The following is a 15720-nucleotide window of genomic DNA, read 5'->3' as shown; positions in this document are numbered from 1 at the left end:
CGGATCACTCCAAATCTGTCTTCGTTGGCTTCAGATCGTGATTGATCTGAGAAGTCTTTTTCGTGTCCTTCATAAATACATATACGAATAGAGATAATGCAATACATCCCGTAATGTACCAGTAGAAATAGGATTCGTGACCCGAATTTTTGAACCACAAGGCAATGTATTCCGCTGTTCCTCCGAAAATAGCAACTGTCAAGGCGTAGGGCAACCCGACTCCCAATGCGCGTACTTCCGCTGGAAACAATTCGGCTTTCACAATGGCGTTGATGCTGGTATATCCGCTGACAATAATCAAGCCCGCCATCAATAAGAAAAACGAAACCCAGACGGATTGCGTGTGACTGAGAGCTGTCAGTAGTGGAACAGTGAATAGCGTTCCCAGAACTCCAAAGCCGATTAGTAAGGGTTTTCTGCCGATTCTATCAGACAAAGCTCCGAAAAGTGGTTGTAAAATGACGAAAATCAATAAGCTGATGAATGAAAGCAGGGTGGAAAGGTCTTTGCTTAAACCAACGGTATTCACCAGGAATTTTTGCATGTAGTTGGTGTAGGTATAAAAAGCCAGGGTTCCACCAAGTGTTAAACCAACAACTGTCAGAATGGCTTTTGGATGTTGCAGCAAAGCTTTGATCGTTCCTTTTTTGTTGGATTTTTTCTCCTTTGCTCCAGCGCTGGAATCTTGGTGTAAGCGTTGTGCTTCAAAGGCTTCAGTTTCGTGCAGGTTCCGACGAAGATATAAGGCAATTAAAGCAAGAATAGCCCCAATGACAAACGGAATGCGCCATCCCCAACTGTGCAGTTGTTCTTCCGTTAAGATCAATTTTTGTAGAATGAGTTGAATTCCGAGAGCAATCAATTGCCCGCCGACCAAGGTTACATATTGAAAACTGGAATAGAATCCGCGTCGGTTTTCCGTTGCCATTTCACTTAAATAAGTTGCTGAAACACCATATTCACCGCCAACGCTGAGTCCTTGTAAAAGTCTTGCGATTAGGAGAATGATAGGAGCCAAAACACCGATTGTCGAATAGGAAGGAGTCAGGGCGATCAGTAAAGATCCAAATGACATGAGCAGAACGGAAAGTGTCATGGCCTGTTTCCTCCCAACTCTATCTGCAATTCCACCAAATAGCCAACCGCCAATTGGGCGCATTAAGAAACCGACAGCGAAAATTCCTGCAGTATTCAATAATTGGGCTGTAGCGTTCTGTTCAGGAAAAAATGCACCCGAAAAATAAAGAGAGAAAGCCGAATAGGCATACCAGTCGTACCATTCCACTAAGTTTCCGATCGATCCGCCAATAATGGCTTTGAGACGCTGCGCCGATATTTTCTCTTGTTTCATAAGGTGTAAAATTATTGTTTTTCAACTCACTCTTCACTGATTTTTTTTCGGTGATTCTTTCCCCAAAGGATCATTATCTTCTTCCAATGGAGCCAGCGATTTACAATAGGGAGACACGGAATAATTTACAACAACGGGACTGGAATCATAAACCGTTCGAATTACCAATTGGTTTGGGATTATTGCAAACAACTAACAAAAAAATAATAGTTCCTCACAATATCGTCTTTTATTATAAGTTAATAGGCATACCTTATAGCTCAGTCTTGAAACAGTTTCGATTTTATCTTAGTTTGATTTTTGTCCTTTTTATTTCAGGGTGGACGACTGCGCAACTAGACACAAGCTACGTAAAGATCTATCGGAATAATCTGGTTCCTCGGTTGATGACCAATTACAAAAATCAGGTTACCAGTTTTGTAACAAAGTCAGATACATCCTTCAGTGCAGATTACTTTTCAACGGGAGCACAAAACTTTATAGGGGCAGAGGTCAGCTATAAATGGGCGACTTTGGGTTATAGTTTCGGTTTTAACAGGGAAAACTCATCAGCCAATTTGGATTTTCGCTTTTCAACAGCGTATAAACCTTTCAGAGTTTCGGCAAATTTTACAAGTTTGAAGAATTTGAATTATTACCGTGTGAGTGGGATGGATTCGATTGATACCATATTTATTGCCCGTCAAAAAGGAATTTCTCTGCGAAATGTAGGATTGAAAGTAGATTATATCCTCAATAACAAAAAGTTCTATTATTCTCCTTCTGTTTCTCAGGTTGGGAGGCAGTTGAAGAGCCAAGGCTCTTTCATTATTTCTTCCGGAATTTCGTATCAAGACTTTGACTTACGCGGCTTATCAGATTCGGCAAGTTTCAATTTTCATCAGTTATACAATGCCGACCGTTTTAAGACGATTCGTGCAGATCTCGGAATGGGATACGCATACAATTGGGTTTTAGGTAAGAAAGTGGTGATTTATATTTCCGAAACCCCGAATATCGGTTTTCAGTCAATTAATTTTTCTGGTAATTCCGATCAGAACAGACATACAACTGTGAGCTTTACCAATTATGTTCGGGCGGGAGTTGTTTTTACCTGGAAGAATAAATTTCTTGGAGCTTATGCGTACAATTCCCTTACTGCAGGCAAATGGTCTGATTTTAATTACAATGATGTCTATACGAGTCTTCAGCTTCACTTTGGAATGGTATTGAATGCGCCAAAAATCGGTTTTAGAAAGAAAATGGTTGTTTGATTTTCGTAATTAATGTTTTCATTTTCGTTAGTTATTTACCCGTTCTTGAGTTAACTTTATGAACGAGGGTCACTATATAAAATCTCAGACAAAATGAACATAAAAAACACACAAGCTTTTGGAGCAGAATCACCTGTAGCACCATTAAAAGAATTAACCATTCAGCGAAGAGAAACAACAGCAACAGACGTAGAAATTGATATCCTCTTTTGTGGAGTTTGTCACTCGGATTTACATACGGTGCGCAACGATTGGGGAGGAACCAAGTATACAACCGTTCCAGGACATGAAATTGTAGGAAAAGTTATCAGTGTTGGTGAAAAAGTAAGCAAATTCAAAATTGGCGACTTGGTTGGAGTTGGTTGTATTGTGGATTCATGCAGGGAATGTGCCAGTTGCAAACAGGATTTGGAACAATATTGTATTCCGGGGTTTACGGGAACTTATAACGGTACAGATAAACATTTGGGAGGTCATACATTCGGAGGATATTCGGAACGTGTTGTGGTAGACGAACATTTTGTATTGAGTGTTCCCGAAAATTTGGATTTGGCGGCAGTAGCACCGATTTTGTGTGCTGGAGTCACTACTTGGTCTCCGTTGAAACACTGGAATGTAAAAGAAGGAAGTAAAGTTGCCGTTGTAGGATTAGGCGGTTTAGGGCACATGGCTATTAAATTAGCGAAAGCCTTGGGTGCACATGTGACTCTTTTTTCCAGAACTCCGGATAAGGAAAAAGATGCATTGGAATTAGGAGCAGACCAAGTCATTATTTCAACAGAGGATGCACAAATGGCAAAAGTGAAAGGAACGTTCGATTTAATCATAGACACGGTTCCATATGTTCACGATGTGAATCATTATATCCCAACGTTGACAATTAGTGGTACAATTGTTTTAGTAGGTTACTTAGGACCATTGGATCCGATGTTAAATACAGTTCCAATGATTCTTGGGAGAAAATCCGTTGCGGGTTCTGTAATTGGAGGAATTGCTGAAACACAAGAATTGCTTGATTTCTGTGGAAAGCATAGGATTACTTCAGAAATTGAATTGATTAAAATGCAAGACATTAATGAAGCATTCGAACGCATGCTCAAAAGTGACGTCAAATACCGATTTGTTATTGATATGGCTTCTTTGAAAAAAGGATAAGTCATTGTTGATCTTAAAATGAAAGCATTTCGCCTTTGGTGAGGTGCTTTTTTGGTTTTAATGATTTGTGTAAAATTCAATTATTCATTTTAACTGCTACATTCTCAATTTTTTAAAACTGATAATTATCAAAACCAACCATCCTTGAGCTTTCCTCGTTCAGGTTTATTGAAACCCAATAAAACGCGCTGCTATGACAAAGTACATCCTTATTCTTGCACTTTTTTTTGCATTGATTGGTAATTCGTCCGCTCAATGGACCACGGTTTGCGGAACAGGAAATGGATTCGTTGACAATTTTGAAGTCTTCAATAACGAATTGTACGCAACAGGTTTCTTTACCAGTTTATGTGGAACAACCAACAATCACATAGTGAAATGGGATGGAAGTGTCTGGCAACCGGTTGGAACCGGGAACCCGAATGCGGGACATCAATTGAAATACTTGGGCAATCACCTGTATTTTGTAGGATATGAGCCCACAGTAACTGATTCGAACTGGGTCTATCAGTATGGAGGAACCGACTTTTTTAAAAAAGGAGAAGGGGTTTATTTAACGAATGCCGTTTCGGGTGGATCTCAAACAGCCAACTTATACGCTCTGGAAGAATACAATGGCAATATCATTGCTTGTGGTGAGTTTAATCGTGTGGGAAACAAAGCAATTTCCGGAATCATGCAATGGAACGGATCCGTTTGGGATTCACTGGGAAGTGGATTGAGTGGAAATATTGCAGGAACAGCCCCGGTGATGTATCCGCATGACATGTGTCAATGGGGAACCGACCTGATCGTTGCCGGAAATTTCTTGAAAGCCGGTGGAATTACCGTAAACGGAATTGCACGCTGGGATGGAAATCAATGGCATAACCTGGGAGCAGGATTCAACGGAACAGTTTACGGAACTTGTGTTTTCAATGGTGAATTATACGCTGGTGGCGATTTCACAATGAGTGGAAGTACTCCCTTGAAATGCATTGCAAAATGGAATGGAAGTGCTTGGGTAGATCCGGGATTCAGAATGTATTATAACAATTCAGGGTATTATTCCTTTGTACATACATTGAAAGTATTCAATTCAAAATTGTACATCTCCGGTGGATTTGACCGCGTGATAGAAGGTTCCACGGTGCATTTGGGGCAGGGAATCTGTGCTTTCGACGGAACAACTATCGATACCTTGAGCGGAGGAACACTCAATCGGGAAATAGAAGGGATAGCACTTTACAATGGCGAGATCTATGCAGGTGGAGGAATCAATAATTCCAATAGTTACATCGCAAAATACACGAATACGGCATCCCTGGATGAATTGGAACAGCAGATCAATTGGACCATTCAGCCCAATCCGATCGAAACGAATTGTATTATTTCCGGAATCGAAAAAGAAACGCTTGTTTCGATCCTAAGTCTGGAAGGAAAAGTATGTAAAACTGTTCAGGCAAACGGTTCTGAAATATCCATCGATTTATCTTCCTTGGAAGCAGGGATTTACCTGGTGAAAATCGGGGGCAAACAGCGTCGATTAGTGAAGAAGTAATCGGGCGTCAAGACAAGCTGAAAGTCCCGTGAATAAAAGAAAAATGAAAAAATAATCAGAAAAATTTGAATGGGTTTATAGGACGTAAATCCCCTACGTTCTGCGACCGTATCTTTGACTTATAAATCAAACAAATGAGACAACTTAAAAAGAAACTCGATAAGAACTCCATTCGCTAATCAACCCAACCAAAATCACCAATCAACCAAACCACTTTAGATGAAGCCTAACCACTATTCATCTAGTTAATTTAACCTAACCATCCCTTGACAAATTGCAGTGAATTCAGTATTCTGATTCACTGCAATTTTATTTAAATCTGATTCCTTGGTCAAGGATTAAAAATGCAAAAGTCAACTAAGGGGAGTTGAAGTGGGAGTTATCCGTTTAAGTCAGGTAGCCAATCAAAAGACCTTTTACAAAAACAAAACGCTCTAGAATTTCCAGAGCGTTTTGTTTTTATAGGGTTTGGACAATTACAATCCTCTTTTTATCACCAACAATTGTCGTATGCATGGTTTTTTCGTTCAAAACATAGATCCATTGTCCTTTTATTGTTGAACCGTTCGCATTGATATCTGAATACCCAATTGTCTCTAACAAATTCTTTTGTTTTGCGCTGAGATAGTAAGTAACCGAAACAACGACAGTATCCTTAAATTCTACAGCCATCGAAAATCGATCATCTTTGTTAAATACATTTTCGAAGAAAACTACTCCAGTTGGGAATTCAGGTGGCAAACTTGTAGTACATTCTTGCCTAAACAAAACACGGCTGCCTATTTTCATCCAGTTAATGCTTTCAAGTTGCCATTTGGACACATATTGAATGCTTGGTCTAATTATATTGACCTGACTGTAAGAATAACAGCTAATGGATATAAGACATGTGATTAAAACTAATTTCATATAGACGTATTGAAGCTGGTGGCTTTGTATACAATAAGCGAATTCAATTAAACAATTACTGTTTAAATTGAGAAGCCTTTCTTACACATTTTTCTTCGTTTTGTTGGCATCTGGTGTAAACCGTGTAAACGCCTTCAGAAATCATAACGATACGTGTTTCGATAGAACGGCCACATACCCACTTTCCAGCATTGCAAGGTTTCATTTGCGCTGGATCTAAAGGTGTTGTAGTGGATGTCAAGTCGAGGATTTTGAAGTCATCACCTTTCCATTCGCTTTCTCCACAACCATCCGTACATAGTGAATTTTGTTTCAGATTCTTAGCAATAAAAATCTTACGAGGATTCGTGTTATCTACAGCAAATTGAGAAGTCGTTAAATCAATGCTTGAAGCTGATACAATTGCAGCTGTTCCTAATGTTGGTCTAGCTGAACTTAAATAAGTGATATCTGCACTCGATGGAGAGCTTAAAATCATCATTTCTTCTACAATGTAATTAGGAAATCTTGCTTCATCTATTAAAGTACGAAGTACCGTGCTACTCAACTTGCAATTGTCAAATAATACCTCCTCAACCTCTTCAATTTTCGTATAGCCAGGATTGATTCCTTTGATCATATCAATTAACTGTGCATCCGTGAAAAATCCTTTTTCAATGCTTAGAGGGACTTCTGTGCTAGAGGTCGTTTGATCGGGTTTTGCATTTTGCTTATTGCAAGCGACCAATACTGCACCACCCAAAAGGGCAAGAAATGCAGTACCATAGATTATTTTTTTCATGATATTGAATATTGATTGTTAAGTGACTCAAACCTAACAATCATAAACTACTCTATCAACCGTATTTACCACATATTTCAATGCGGTAAACCACAATAAGCTATAGTATCTTAAACGATTATCACTAAAAAACGACCCAAAAATAGTGGAGCGCTTCGTGTCTTTTCATTAGTCAAAATTTCTCCACCTGACTTAAGTGGATAATTCCCGGTCGAAGTCACCTAATTCGTAGTCATAGAAATCGGGAAGGCATTCGGAATTCGGAATTATTATAATATCTTCAACGGTAGAAAATACATGCAGATGTTTACAATCGATCAAATCAGGAATGCTCATTCAAAAGTGAAGTCAGGAGCGGATTTTCCGGGGTATATCCAGAAAATAAAAGCATTGGGTGTTTCATCTTATGAAACTTATGTGGAAGATGGGGATACCGATTATCACGGAGTAAACGGTTTTGCTATTTCATCCGGTTCAAAGTACGCTAAATTGAATATTTCAGATAAGAGCAATGCGGAGCAATTCAAACAGGATCTGAAAGCGCATCAACGGGGAGAAACCGATTATCCGACTTTCTGCAGTGATTGTGCTAAATCAGGAGTAGAGAAGTGGGTAGTGGAAATGGAAAGGATGACCTGCGCCTACTACGATAAAGAAGGAAAAGAACTCCTGGTAGAAAACATCCCGCAGTTGTTTGCATTTTGATCCCGATCCGCCGCGGCGCAAGGGATTGCATCATTAATTTTGAATGAAGTATGATTTACCTGCAATATGTTCACACTCCTTATGGAGAATTGGTTCTCGGAGATTTCTCCGGACAGTTGTGCCTGTGCGATTGGAAGTACCGTAAAATGCGCGACCAGGTTGATACCCGGATCAAAACAGGCTTACAGGCAGAATTTGAACTGCAGGAGACAGACCTGTTGAACGAAACGAAAATCCAGTTGGACGAATACTTTGCAAAGGAAAGAACCACCTTCGACCTTCCTTTGCTCTTTGTGGGAAGCGATTTCCAAAAAACCGTTTGGGAACAACTCCTGACGATTCCTTATGGAAAAACGACTAGTTATCTCGAACTGTCGCGTGCATTGGGAGATGAAAAAGCAATTCGTGCAGTAGCAACAGCCAATGGAGCTAACGCCATTTCCATCCTTGTTCCATGTCACCGGGTTATAGGAAGTGACGGAAGTTTAACCGGTTATGCCGGTGGATTAAATGCCAAACAAAAGTTGTTGCAGTTGGAAGGAATGAATTTCGGTGAGCAATTGGAGTTGTTTTAAAGATATGTTATCGTGAATAAACGACTAACTCCTGGAATCCTTCAAAATAGGGAGTTAAATAATCGAATAAATGTTAAATATTCATTAAATCAGACTCGTAGATTGCCATCAACCCCCCTAAAATCAATTGGTTTCCAAAAGTATACTAGTGTAAAAAGGAAATTAGTTTTGTTACACTAGAATTATTTACCTAGGTTTGTATTCTTAAAAATAAGATATGAATCTAAAGAAAGGAATCTTGCTGGGACTGACCAGCGGAATAGTAGCAGGAGGAGTAAGTATGTTGTACAACCAAGTTTACAGTACTGCTTTCTACATTGATTTCAATTCGGTATTGAATGCAACAGGAATGTTCATTTCTTGTATTATCGGATGCATTTTAATGGCATTGGGTTATGTAATCGCTGCCCGTTTGAAAAGACCGCTTTTGATTCCGATCCTAAATGTTTTATACTGCATCTTAAGTTTTGCAAGTATCATCGGAGTTCTTTCATTTAAACTTCCTTTAGATGTGGAATTTCCTGAAATGTTCCCTGGATTAGCAGTTCCAATGCATTTCTTTCCTGCTTTGAGCTTTTTAGCTCTTGTTCCATTCTTTTGGAAACACGAATCACGTAATTAGTAACAAACCATAGTAAGTACTTGCTTGCGAAAAAAGATATCCGCGTTAGCGGATAACGAGAATTTAATAATCAAATAAATAAAAACAAACAAACAAACATGAAACGTCCAGTAACAATTTTAGCAGCTGCTTTTGCAGGTTTAGCACTATCTTTCACGGTAGCAACATCATCAATTTGGTCATCAGACGCAGCTCATTCAAGACTTGGATTCTCCATTACTCACATGGGAATCTCTGATATGAACGGTAGCTTCAATACTTATGAAGTAAAAATGACTGCAACAAAAGAAGATTTTTCTGATGCAAAAGTTGAATTGACAGGTGATGTGAACAGCATCAATACAGCAAACGAAATGCGCGATGGTCACTTGAAAGGTGCAGATTTCTTCGACGCAGAGAAATTCCCGAAATTTACTTTCGTAAGCAAATCATTTACAAAAGTTGCAAAGTCTAAAAACGAATACAAAGTAGTTGGTGACTTGACATTGCACGGTGTAACGAAAGAAATCACCATGACTGCAGTTCACAACGGAACAATCACAAATCCAATGAACAAAAAAGAAGTAAGTGGTTTCAAAATGACTGGAACAATCAACAGAATTGATTTCGGTGTTGGAGCTGCAAACCCAGGTTTGAGTAATGATGTGAAAGTGACTGCTGACCTAGAGTTGGTTAAAGAATAATCATGAAAAAATCAATTTTTTTTATGGCGATACTCCTCCTGATTGGGGGAGTATTTGCATTCACACAAGTTAAAACATGGAAGATCGGGAAAGATTACAGCGTTGATTTCTCTGCAAAGGGAGTGAATGGAATCTTTAAAACACTTAGCGGAACCGTCAATTTTGACGAAGCAAAGTTATCCGAATCTAAATTTGTTTTCACCATTGATGTGAGTTCGATCAATACCGGAAATGGCTTGCAAAACAAACATGCATTGGGTGATGAGTGGTTCAATGCGGATAAATATCCGAACATCAAATTCACTTCCTCTTCTATCGAAAAGAAAGAAAGTGGTTATGCTGCAAAAGGAAAACTTACAGTGAAAGATGTAACTAAGGAAATCACGATTCCATTCACCTTTACGAAATCAGGGAGCAAAGGCAAAATCAGTGCCTCTTTCTCAATCGACCGTTCGACCTACAATGTAGGAAAAGCCGGTGGAGATGTAGGAAGTAGTATTAAGATCAACGCCGTCATTCCGGTAACGAAATAATTTTGAAAGTCTCACTCCGGTGAGACTTTTTTATGATATGAGTTTTTATTCGTAATTCGGCATTAGGATCCAGATAGCTATCGGGACGTAATTAATTCATAGCCACTTTTTCCGTTTAAAATAAAGCAGGGTCAGTACGGAAGAACTGATCATCAGTACTATAGCTATCGGATATCCGAAAGAAAAACTCAATTCCGGCATGACACGGAAATTCATACCATAAATACTGGCAATCAGGGTCGGAGGCATGAACACCACCGAAACGACCGTAAAGATTTTGATAATCTTGTTCTGCTCGATATTCACCAAACCCATCAAGGTGTCCTGAAGGTATTCCAGACGTTCGAAACTAAATTGGGTATGCTGCAACAGCGACATAACATCTTTCATGATTACGCGCAAACGGTTGCCGGTTTCAATATCAATGAAGGGAGAACGCAACAAGGCAGAAATCAGACGCTGTTTGTCGGTGATGCTTTCCCTGATCAGGATTGTATTCTCTTGTATTTCGGCAATCTTACGCAATGTCTTTTCTTCTGGATCAGATAAGCTTTGTACTTTCCTACTGATAACGTTGGTAATTCTTGTAAGACTTTCAATGTAATCCGCATCCAAATCAATGCGTGTTTCCAGAAGCAATACCCAAATCTGTGAACCGGAGCGGATAAAATCCTGTCTGGCAACGTTGATCTTTTTGACCACTTCCGCGAAAGATTGTAATTCTACATTGCGAACGGTAAACAGCGTGTTTCCCTTCAAGAGAAAGGATACCTGATGAATCTTTGGAGGATCCTCGTCCTTTAAAAAACCACTGTTTGCCTTGATGGATTCGCTGTCTTCAGAATACCGCGAACTGCTTTCAATTTCGACTGCTTCTTTGTATGTAGGTAGTTTTACATGAAAGAATTCACAGACTAGATCTTTCTCCTCTTGACTGGCGTGGATCAAATCGATCCATAAGTAATTTCGATTGGGATCAAGTACTGCTTTTTCAGGATATTTTTCCCAAACCAGCTCATTCTCGTGTGTATAAAAAACGCGAATCATAAGGACCAATTTTGAGTTAAAAACAAAGAGATGCAAAGATGCCTTTTTTTAGCTAGAACCGCATGATATAAAGCTGTTTTTTAATATCGCTTAACAAGCCCGGTGACTGAATGCTTGCTCTAACCTTGCTCTACCATAGCGGTTATACGAAGGTGAAGAGCTATAGCATAGGAGAAGGTACAGACATTCACCAACCAAATCGGTTTTCTTTAATCCGATCGATTTTTATTTGATGGGATTTAGTGATGAGTTTAATCATTAAAGTTATCTTCAATCACTTTTTAATTGGAACCAGTGAAAGGACAGATCTATCCGAAAAGGAATATCTACAATGATCAGAAACAAAAAGTAGGAGTGGAGAAGTACCCGATTGCAAGTGCTTCGTTTGAGGCTTTCGGTGGGTTTTTGGATGTGAAGTTTCGCGAACATGATTTCTTTTTGGGAAGAGATAATGCCCGTAATTTCTTTCGCTACTTTTTCAGTTTACCGGAGGATGCCAAAAGCCCGATACATGCTAATTGGACTGAAGAGATGAAACAGGTATTCGGGTTTATCCATAAGGATGAGAAGAAATTGTATCTCCCGATCATTCCGGATATGAAACTGTTGGAAGCACTCGGATTGGGTCAAAAACTCGAAGTGGAAGATAGAAACAGAATGAAGGAAAATGCCTACAGTTTCTCAGGATTGGAGTTTGCTACGTACACCGTTTCTGAACGACCAAAATACAACCCGGTTGAATTGTTCCGGATGGAAGCAGATATCAAAGCCCGCTTCAAACGGATCCTGGAAGTGAGTAAAGCCCGTTTATTGGATAATGAGAAGAAAGTCCCGATAGCTATCGGGATGAAACGGGAAGAACGCCTGAATTATGATTTATGGGTGAACAAGCATTACTTCAAAAGTCCTTGGAAAAAGTTTTTCTCAAAAATGCTTAAGGTTGGAATGAATGTGACTTTCTCACTGACTAAAAAATCGTTGGCAAAAGCAATGACAGAGGCTGCAATTAAAGCAATCATTAAGGATTTGGACGAAAAAGACCTCTTGGTGAAAGCGAAGGAGTAATGAATTATCAATTAGTAATTATCAAGGTGGATACTCTTCCTTGATAATTAAACCATTCATAATTGATAATTATTTTTTTCTTCTAGTGTCGGTGATGATCAGAATTTTCCAGGTTCCGTTAATTTTGACCAATTGGAAAGCATTTACTCCTTCATGGGAATAAACATCGTCCACGTAGAATGCGTATTTGGTCCAAACCGTCGCTAAGTTATCATCAATTTGGATCTCGCAGGAAAGGATTCGCTCATCCCATATTTCTTTGTGAGGCGTTCCGATTGCATTTAAAAATGAGATGATGGAATCCTGATGTAATTTTGCTTCACCCTTAGAATTGACAAAACTGGTATTTAAAGTGGCATTCGGCAAAAGTGTTTTGCGGACTTGTGAACTGTCACCTTTTCTCATGCCGTCAAACAACCCGTCAATGACTTTCCGCACTTCTTTCTTTTCCCCTTTTTGGGATTGGGCAAAAAATGGAAAGATGAGTAATATCAAAAGGAATGTTTTCATAGTATTGCTTTACCCTAAGATACATTCTTTTACCCAATATTCACACGAGTTCACTTTGCGATCTTCCACTATTTGCGGTTCAATAACGGGTATTTATATTTTTTACCGCTAAGAAGCAAAGTCGCAAAGTTTTATTCATTCTTCTTTGGGTTCAGCTCTTTTAATGACGGTTCGAGGTTCATCAAAACTTGTTTTTTTGTAAGGAAAAACGTCAGCTAATTCTCCGCTGTAGAAGAATTCATAGGCAACAGACCCAAAGGTGTAATTCGTGTCTTTGATTTTATAAACGGAACCACCAACTGCAGGATTGGGTTTTGGAACCGAGCGTTGAAAGCCCAGATTGAACAAGGATGCCAATATTTCAGGACGGTCGTTGATCGGATAACCTGCTTTTTCCCATTGGGTTTTGATCTCTCTTAGGAACAACGCAGTATACAGATAGGAATAGTAGTGATTTTCCCACTGGACCAATCGTTGCAAGCGCAAGTCCAGGGTGTCATTTGCTTTTGTCGCATAAACGGTTGTTGAATCGAAATCCAAAAGTGCTTCGTATTTTTCTCCGGGATAAAACTCGCTGTTCTTTTCAGCTAAATAACGCTCTATCGTCAGGGCTGTTCCATTCTTGATTCCGGTAACTCCATAAGAAAGATGGTTTTCAAGCGCCAACACTTTCAGAGGACCGATGTATCTTTTGTAGGATTCCCTGCTGGAATTGAAGAGTCTGATTTGTTCTCCGACCAGGCAAGCTACAATTAGTCGCGGTTCAACTCCTGTCACATGATAAACCGAGTCAATGTACTTTTTGTCTTTGGTAACAGCCTGTTTGAAATCCTGCCATTCAGCGATATTCATCCATTCAAAAACACTCAGTCCGGTTGTCTTTTGGGATGCGTTTTCATTCTTGTATTTCCATTTGGATTTGGCTTTCAGGTACGCTTTATTCTTTCTTAGTTGAAGATCAACAGCATCCAGCATGCGCAATGCTAATTTCTCATCTTTACTTTTAGTGTAAATTTCCAAAATTTGATTGGCATTCTTCGGATAGAAATCATTGACCAGCATAATACGGTTCAGTACCTCAAAACGATGCTTGATCATGGATACGGAATCAACTTTAAAAGATTGATCGTATTTGTCATGCATTTCCGAAAAGTAACGGTTGTTTTCATCCACGGAACCACCTTCGTTCGTCCAATTGAATTTAACCGCAAAATAGGTTGCTGTGAGTATGAATCCATAGGCTGCAAAGCCGTAAAGCAAGATGGTGTAAGGTATTTTGAACCATTTTTTCCTAAGGAAGGAGAATTTCATTCGTGTTTATTTAAAACCGATACAAAGCTAGGAATAGATTCGAATTAGAAACTGATTTTAACAGATTCAGATTTACAGATTAATAAAACGCAAATTAGGTCTTGTATTTTGGATTTTGAAGAAGATGCCAAGTTGATCATACAACCCTTTGCAGTACTGGGTAAATAGACACATGTCTATCCGTCTTTTTGCTCCGGATTAGCAGCTATTTTTTGATTCCTTTAAACGAAGCAATCCGGATCTCCTGCGTCAGATTAGAATGTGCATCCACGAGTTTTTTAATTGGAACAAAACGACCATTCCCAAAATGAGCAGCTTCCGTCATCAATTGAGCATCCCGATCTTTGGTCTGAATTCCGACTACTGAAAATACAACTCCATCTTTGGCATATTTCTGAACGGTTTTTTGATAATCATCCGAATCTTTATTGAAAGCTCCATCCGTAATAACAATCACCATGTTGGCTTTGTTCGGATCGTAATTCTTCATCACTTCCTTGTAGCCCAATTTGATTCCTTTTCCGCCCGCTGTCATACCCAATGGTTTTAAATCGGAAATGGACTTCTTCAATTCTTCCTTGTGATCGCCGGATGTAGGACTTTGAAAAACTTCTGCGGTGTTTGCATAAGTCACCAGTCCCATTTTGTCTTGTGGACGCAATTTACTGGCCAATTGATTCAATGAATACTTCATCAGGTCCATTTTTTCGCCCATTTTCATCGAGCTGGAAATATCAAGTACAAAGACCACATTTACATCTTTAAAGTAAGACTCGTCAAAATTATCTACCGGGATGGAAACCAATTCGGGCATTACTTTTTGTGTAACAGTATCAACGGCTTGATTTGTCATTTGCTGATCCAGCTCTTTTTGCGATTCTTCCGGAGAAAGTTGTTCTGCAATATCTATAGTATCCGCCGATGGTTTATTAGTCGGTGCCGGAAGCTCATATCGGGGATCTTTGGATAGGGGAATGGTGATTTCGGAAATCTCCGGACCGACATAAATTCCAGCTTCTTTTGTCAGATAACCATCTCTACTCACCACGAAATAGAAGAATCCGGGAGGTAATTTTTCTTCAAATTTCCCCAATCTTCCGGTTATCCAAGTTCCTGCAGGTTGCCCGTTGTGAATAATACTGACCGTTGATTTTGAAAGTGTTTGCTTGCTTTCCTTGTCAATCGTTATGATAGTTAATTCGCTTTCTTTTGTTGAATTTGGGGTTGTAGCATTGAAATCAGGACATTTGGTGACGTATTGGTCATCAGGAAGATCTTCCAGTAATTTACCGGTCAGACGATAAGTAATCGGAGCATCCGTTTGGTCGCTTAAATGCAATTTGACCACCAGGTTGAAATCACCTTTTTTCTTTGGATTTACTTGTATTCTGAGATGAACGGTAGAATCCGGAGCGATCAGGTCGGAAGTCAGTCTATAAGTCACTTCCGGACTATGCTCCACACGCAGGATATAAATCTTCTGACTTTTGGGATTACCGATTGTCAAATCAATGTATCGTTTCGAATTGGTGTGAATTTCACCAAAATCAAGTACATCATCCGCAATAGTTTTCTGACCGAAAACCAATCCGGCAAAAAAAGCGAAACAAAGGATTAAACTTATTCTCATGGATAATAACGAATTCTAAAATACGATAAAATTCGATTAGCAAGAAGAAT

16 protein-coding genes are annotated in these 15720 nt (G+C 39.3%); 9 read left to right on the top strand and 7 right to left on the bottom strand.

What is annotated here, in order from left to right; genetic code table 11:
* Positions 1 to 4: 4 nt before the first annotated feature.
* Positions 5 to 1351 (bottom strand): MFS transporter, encoded by a 1347-nt coding sequence (locus tag AAG807_RS14175; RefSeq protein ID WP_341905205.1) that lies wholly within the window; start codon positions 1349 to 1351, stop codon positions 5 to 7.
* Between the two features lie 86 nt (positions 1352 to 1437).
* Between AAG807_RS14175 and AAG807_RS14170 the strand changes: the two genes are divergently transcribed.
* From AAG807_RS14170 to AAG807_RS14160, 3 genes are all read left to right on the top strand, one after another.
* Positions 1438 to 2604 (top strand): DUF4421 family protein, encoded by a 1167-nt coding sequence (locus AAG807_RS14170; RefSeq protein ID WP_341905202.1) that lies wholly within the window; start codon positions 1438 to 1440, stop codon positions 2602 to 2604.
* Between the two features lie 93 nt (positions 2605 to 2697).
* A complete protein-coding gene (locus tag AAG807_RS14165; RefSeq protein ID WP_341905199.1) occupies positions 2698 to 3759 on the top strand; it encodes an NAD(P)-dependent alcohol dehydrogenase in 1062 nt (353 codons plus the stop codon).
* 193 nt (positions 3760 to 3952) lie between these two features.
* A complete protein-coding gene (locus AAG807_RS14160; RefSeq protein ID WP_341905197.1) occupies positions 3953 to 5299 on the top strand; it encodes a T9SS type A sorting domain-containing protein in 1347 nt (448 codons plus the stop codon).
* A 459-nt stretch (positions 5300 to 5758) separates the two neighbouring features.
* Here the strand turns inward: AAG807_RS14160 and AAG807_RS14155 are convergent, their stop codons facing one another.
* The gene (locus AAG807_RS14155; RefSeq protein ID WP_341905195.1) at positions 5759 to 6208 is read right to left on the bottom strand and encodes a hypothetical protein; all 450 of its coding nucleotides are present in this window, start codon (positions 6206 to 6208) and stop codon (positions 5759 to 5761) included.
* A gap of 55 nt (positions 6209 to 6263) precedes the next feature.
* Positions 6264 to 6989 carry a hypothetical protein gene (locus AAG807_RS14150; protein ID WP_341905190.1) on the bottom strand — a complete coding sequence of 242 codons (726 nt, stop codon included), beginning with the start codon at positions 6987 to 6989 and terminating at the stop codon, positions 6264 to 6266.
* Between the two features lie 303 nt (positions 6990 to 7292).
* Here AAG807_RS14150 and AAG807_RS14145 point away from each other — a divergent pair, with 303 nt between their 5' ends.
* From AAG807_RS14145 to AAG807_RS14125, 5 genes are all read left to right on the top strand, one after another.
* The gene (locus AAG807_RS14145) at positions 7293 to 7694 is read left to right on the top strand and encodes a DUF1398 family protein (protein WP_341905188.1); all 402 of its coding nucleotides are present in this window, start codon (positions 7293 to 7295) and stop codon (positions 7692 to 7694) included.
* Between the two features lie 50 nt (positions 7695 to 7744).
* The gene (locus AAG807_RS14140; RefSeq protein WP_341905186.1) at positions 7745 to 8269 is read left to right on the top strand and encodes a methylated-DNA--[protein]-cysteine S-methyltransferase; all 525 of its coding nucleotides are present in this window, start codon (positions 7745 to 7747) and stop codon (positions 8267 to 8269) included.
* Positions 8270 to 8486: 217 nt separating this feature from the next.
* On the top strand, positions 8487 to 8891 hold the full coding sequence (locus AAG807_RS14135; RefSeq protein WP_341905184.1) for a hypothetical protein: 405 nt from the start codon (positions 8487 to 8489) through the stop codon (positions 8889 to 8891).
* Between the two features lie 98 nt (positions 8892 to 8989).
* Positions 8990 to 9574 (top strand): YceI family protein, encoded by a 585-nt coding sequence (locus AAG807_RS14130; protein ID WP_341905182.1) that lies wholly within the window; start codon positions 8990 to 8992, stop codon positions 9572 to 9574.
* Positions 9575 to 9576: 2 nt separating this feature from the next.
* Positions 9577 to 10107: a YceI family protein gene (locus AAG807_RS14125; protein WP_341905181.1), complete on the top strand. Its 531-nt coding sequence runs from the start codon at positions 9577 to 9579 to the stop codon at positions 10105 to 10107.
* 96 nt (positions 10108 to 10203) lie between these two features.
* On the opposite strand, the gene corA is transcribed toward AAG807_RS14125, so the two are convergent.
* Entirely contained in the window at positions 10204 to 11154 is a 951-nt protein-coding gene (corA, locus tag AAG807_RS14120; RefSeq protein ID WP_341905179.1) for a magnesium/cobalt transporter CorA, read from the bottom strand.
* A 294-nt stretch (positions 11155 to 11448) separates the two neighbouring features.
* On the opposite strand from corA, the gene AAG807_RS14115 reads away from it, so the two are divergent.
* Entirely contained in the window at positions 11449 to 12219 is a 771-nt protein-coding gene (locus AAG807_RS14115) for a hypothetical protein (protein ID WP_341905176.1), read from the top strand.
* Between the two features lie 69 nt (positions 12220 to 12288).
* On the opposite strand, the gene AAG807_RS14110 is transcribed toward AAG807_RS14115, so the two are convergent.
* The 3 genes from AAG807_RS14110 to AAG807_RS14100 all read right to left on the bottom strand — a co-directional run bounded on the left by AAG807_RS14110 (position 12289) and on the right by AAG807_RS14100 (position 15670).
* Positions 12289 to 12729 carry a nuclear transport factor 2 family protein gene (locus tag AAG807_RS14110; RefSeq protein ID WP_341905173.1) on the bottom strand — a complete coding sequence of 147 codons (441 nt, stop codon included), beginning with the start codon at positions 12727 to 12729 and terminating at the stop codon, positions 12289 to 12291.
* Positions 12730 to 12864: 135 nt separating this feature from the next.
* On the bottom strand, positions 12865 to 14040 hold the full coding sequence (locus tag AAG807_RS14105) for a hypothetical protein (RefSeq protein WP_341905171.1): 1176 nt from the start codon (positions 14038 to 14040) through the stop codon (positions 12865 to 12867).
* A gap of 205 nt (positions 14041 to 14245) precedes the next feature.
* Positions 14246 to 15670: a VWA domain-containing protein gene (locus AAG807_RS14100; protein ID WP_341905169.1), complete on the bottom strand. Its 1425-nt coding sequence runs from the start codon at positions 15668 to 15670 to the stop codon at positions 14246 to 14248.
* Positions 15671 to 15720 lie beyond the last annotated feature (50 nt).

The sequence above is a fragment of the Fluviicola taffensis DSM 16823 genome (genome assembly GCF_943372375.1).
In the GTDB taxonomy this organism is placed as follows: domain Bacteria; phylum Bacteroidota; class Bacteroidia; order Flavobacteriales_D; family Crocinitomicaceae; genus Fluviicola; species Fluviicola taffensis_A.
This window is presented reverse-complemented; position numbering and strand designations above follow the sequence as displayed.

What these genes read in the sequence shown, in the direction of transcription:
- corA (WP_341905179.1), bottom strand. Translation starts at nt 11,154, where the DNA reads ATGATTCGCGTTTTTTATACACACGAGAATGAGCTGGTTTGGGAAAAA.
- AAG807_RS14125 (WP_341905181.1), top strand. Translation starts at nt 9,577, where the DNA reads ATGAAAAAATCAATTTTTTTTATGGCGATACTCCTCCTGATTGGGGGA.
- AAG807_RS14100 (WP_341905169.1), bottom strand. Translation starts at nt 15,670, where the DNA reads ATGAGAATAAGTTTAATCCTTTGTTTCGCTTTTTTTGCCGGATTGGTT.
- AAG807_RS14155 (WP_341905195.1), bottom strand. Translation starts at nt 6,208, where the DNA reads ATGAAATTAGTTTTAATCACATGTCTTATATCCATTAGCTGTTATTCT.
- AAG807_RS14160 (WP_341905197.1), top strand. Translation starts at nt 3,953, where the DNA reads ATGACAAAGTACATCCTTATTCTTGCACTTTTTTTTGCATTGATTGGT.
- AAG807_RS14140 (WP_341905186.1), top strand. Translation starts at nt 7,745, where the DNA reads ATGATTTACCTGCAATATGTTCACACTCCTTATGGAGAATTGGTTCTC.
- AAG807_RS14130 (WP_341905182.1), top strand. Translation starts at nt 8,990, where the DNA reads ATGAAACGTCCAGTAACAATTTTAGCAGCTGCTTTTGCAGGTTTAGCA.
- AAG807_RS14105 (WP_341905171.1), bottom strand. Translation starts at nt 14,040, where the DNA reads ATGAAATTCTCCTTCCTTAGGAAAAAATGGTTCAAAATACCTTACACC.
- AAG807_RS14135 (WP_341905184.1), top strand. Translation starts at nt 8,487, where the DNA reads ATGAATCTAAAGAAAGGAATCTTGCTGGGACTGACCAGCGGAATAGTA.
- AAG807_RS14165 (WP_341905199.1), top strand. Translation starts at nt 2,698, where the DNA reads ATGAACATAAAAAACACACAAGCTTTTGGAGCAGAATCACCTGTAGCA.
- AAG807_RS14175 (WP_341905205.1), bottom strand. Translation starts at nt 1,351, where the DNA reads ATGAAACAAGAGAAAATATCGGCGCAGCGTCTCAAAGCCATTATTGGC.
- AAG807_RS14110 (WP_341905173.1), bottom strand. Translation starts at nt 12,729, where the DNA reads ATGAAAACATTCCTTTTGATATTACTCATCTTTCCATTTTTTGCCCAA.
- AAG807_RS14150 (WP_341905190.1), bottom strand. Translation starts at nt 6,989, where the DNA reads ATGAAAAAAATAATCTATGGTACTGCATTTCTTGCCCTTTTGGGTGGT.
- AAG807_RS14170 (WP_341905202.1), top strand. Translation starts at nt 1,438, where the DNA reads ATGGAGCCAGCGATTTACAATAGGGAGACACGGAATAATTTACAACAA.
- AAG807_RS14145 (WP_341905188.1), top strand. Translation starts at nt 7,293, where the DNA reads ATGTTTACAATCGATCAAATCAGGAATGCTCATTCAAAAGTGAAGTCA.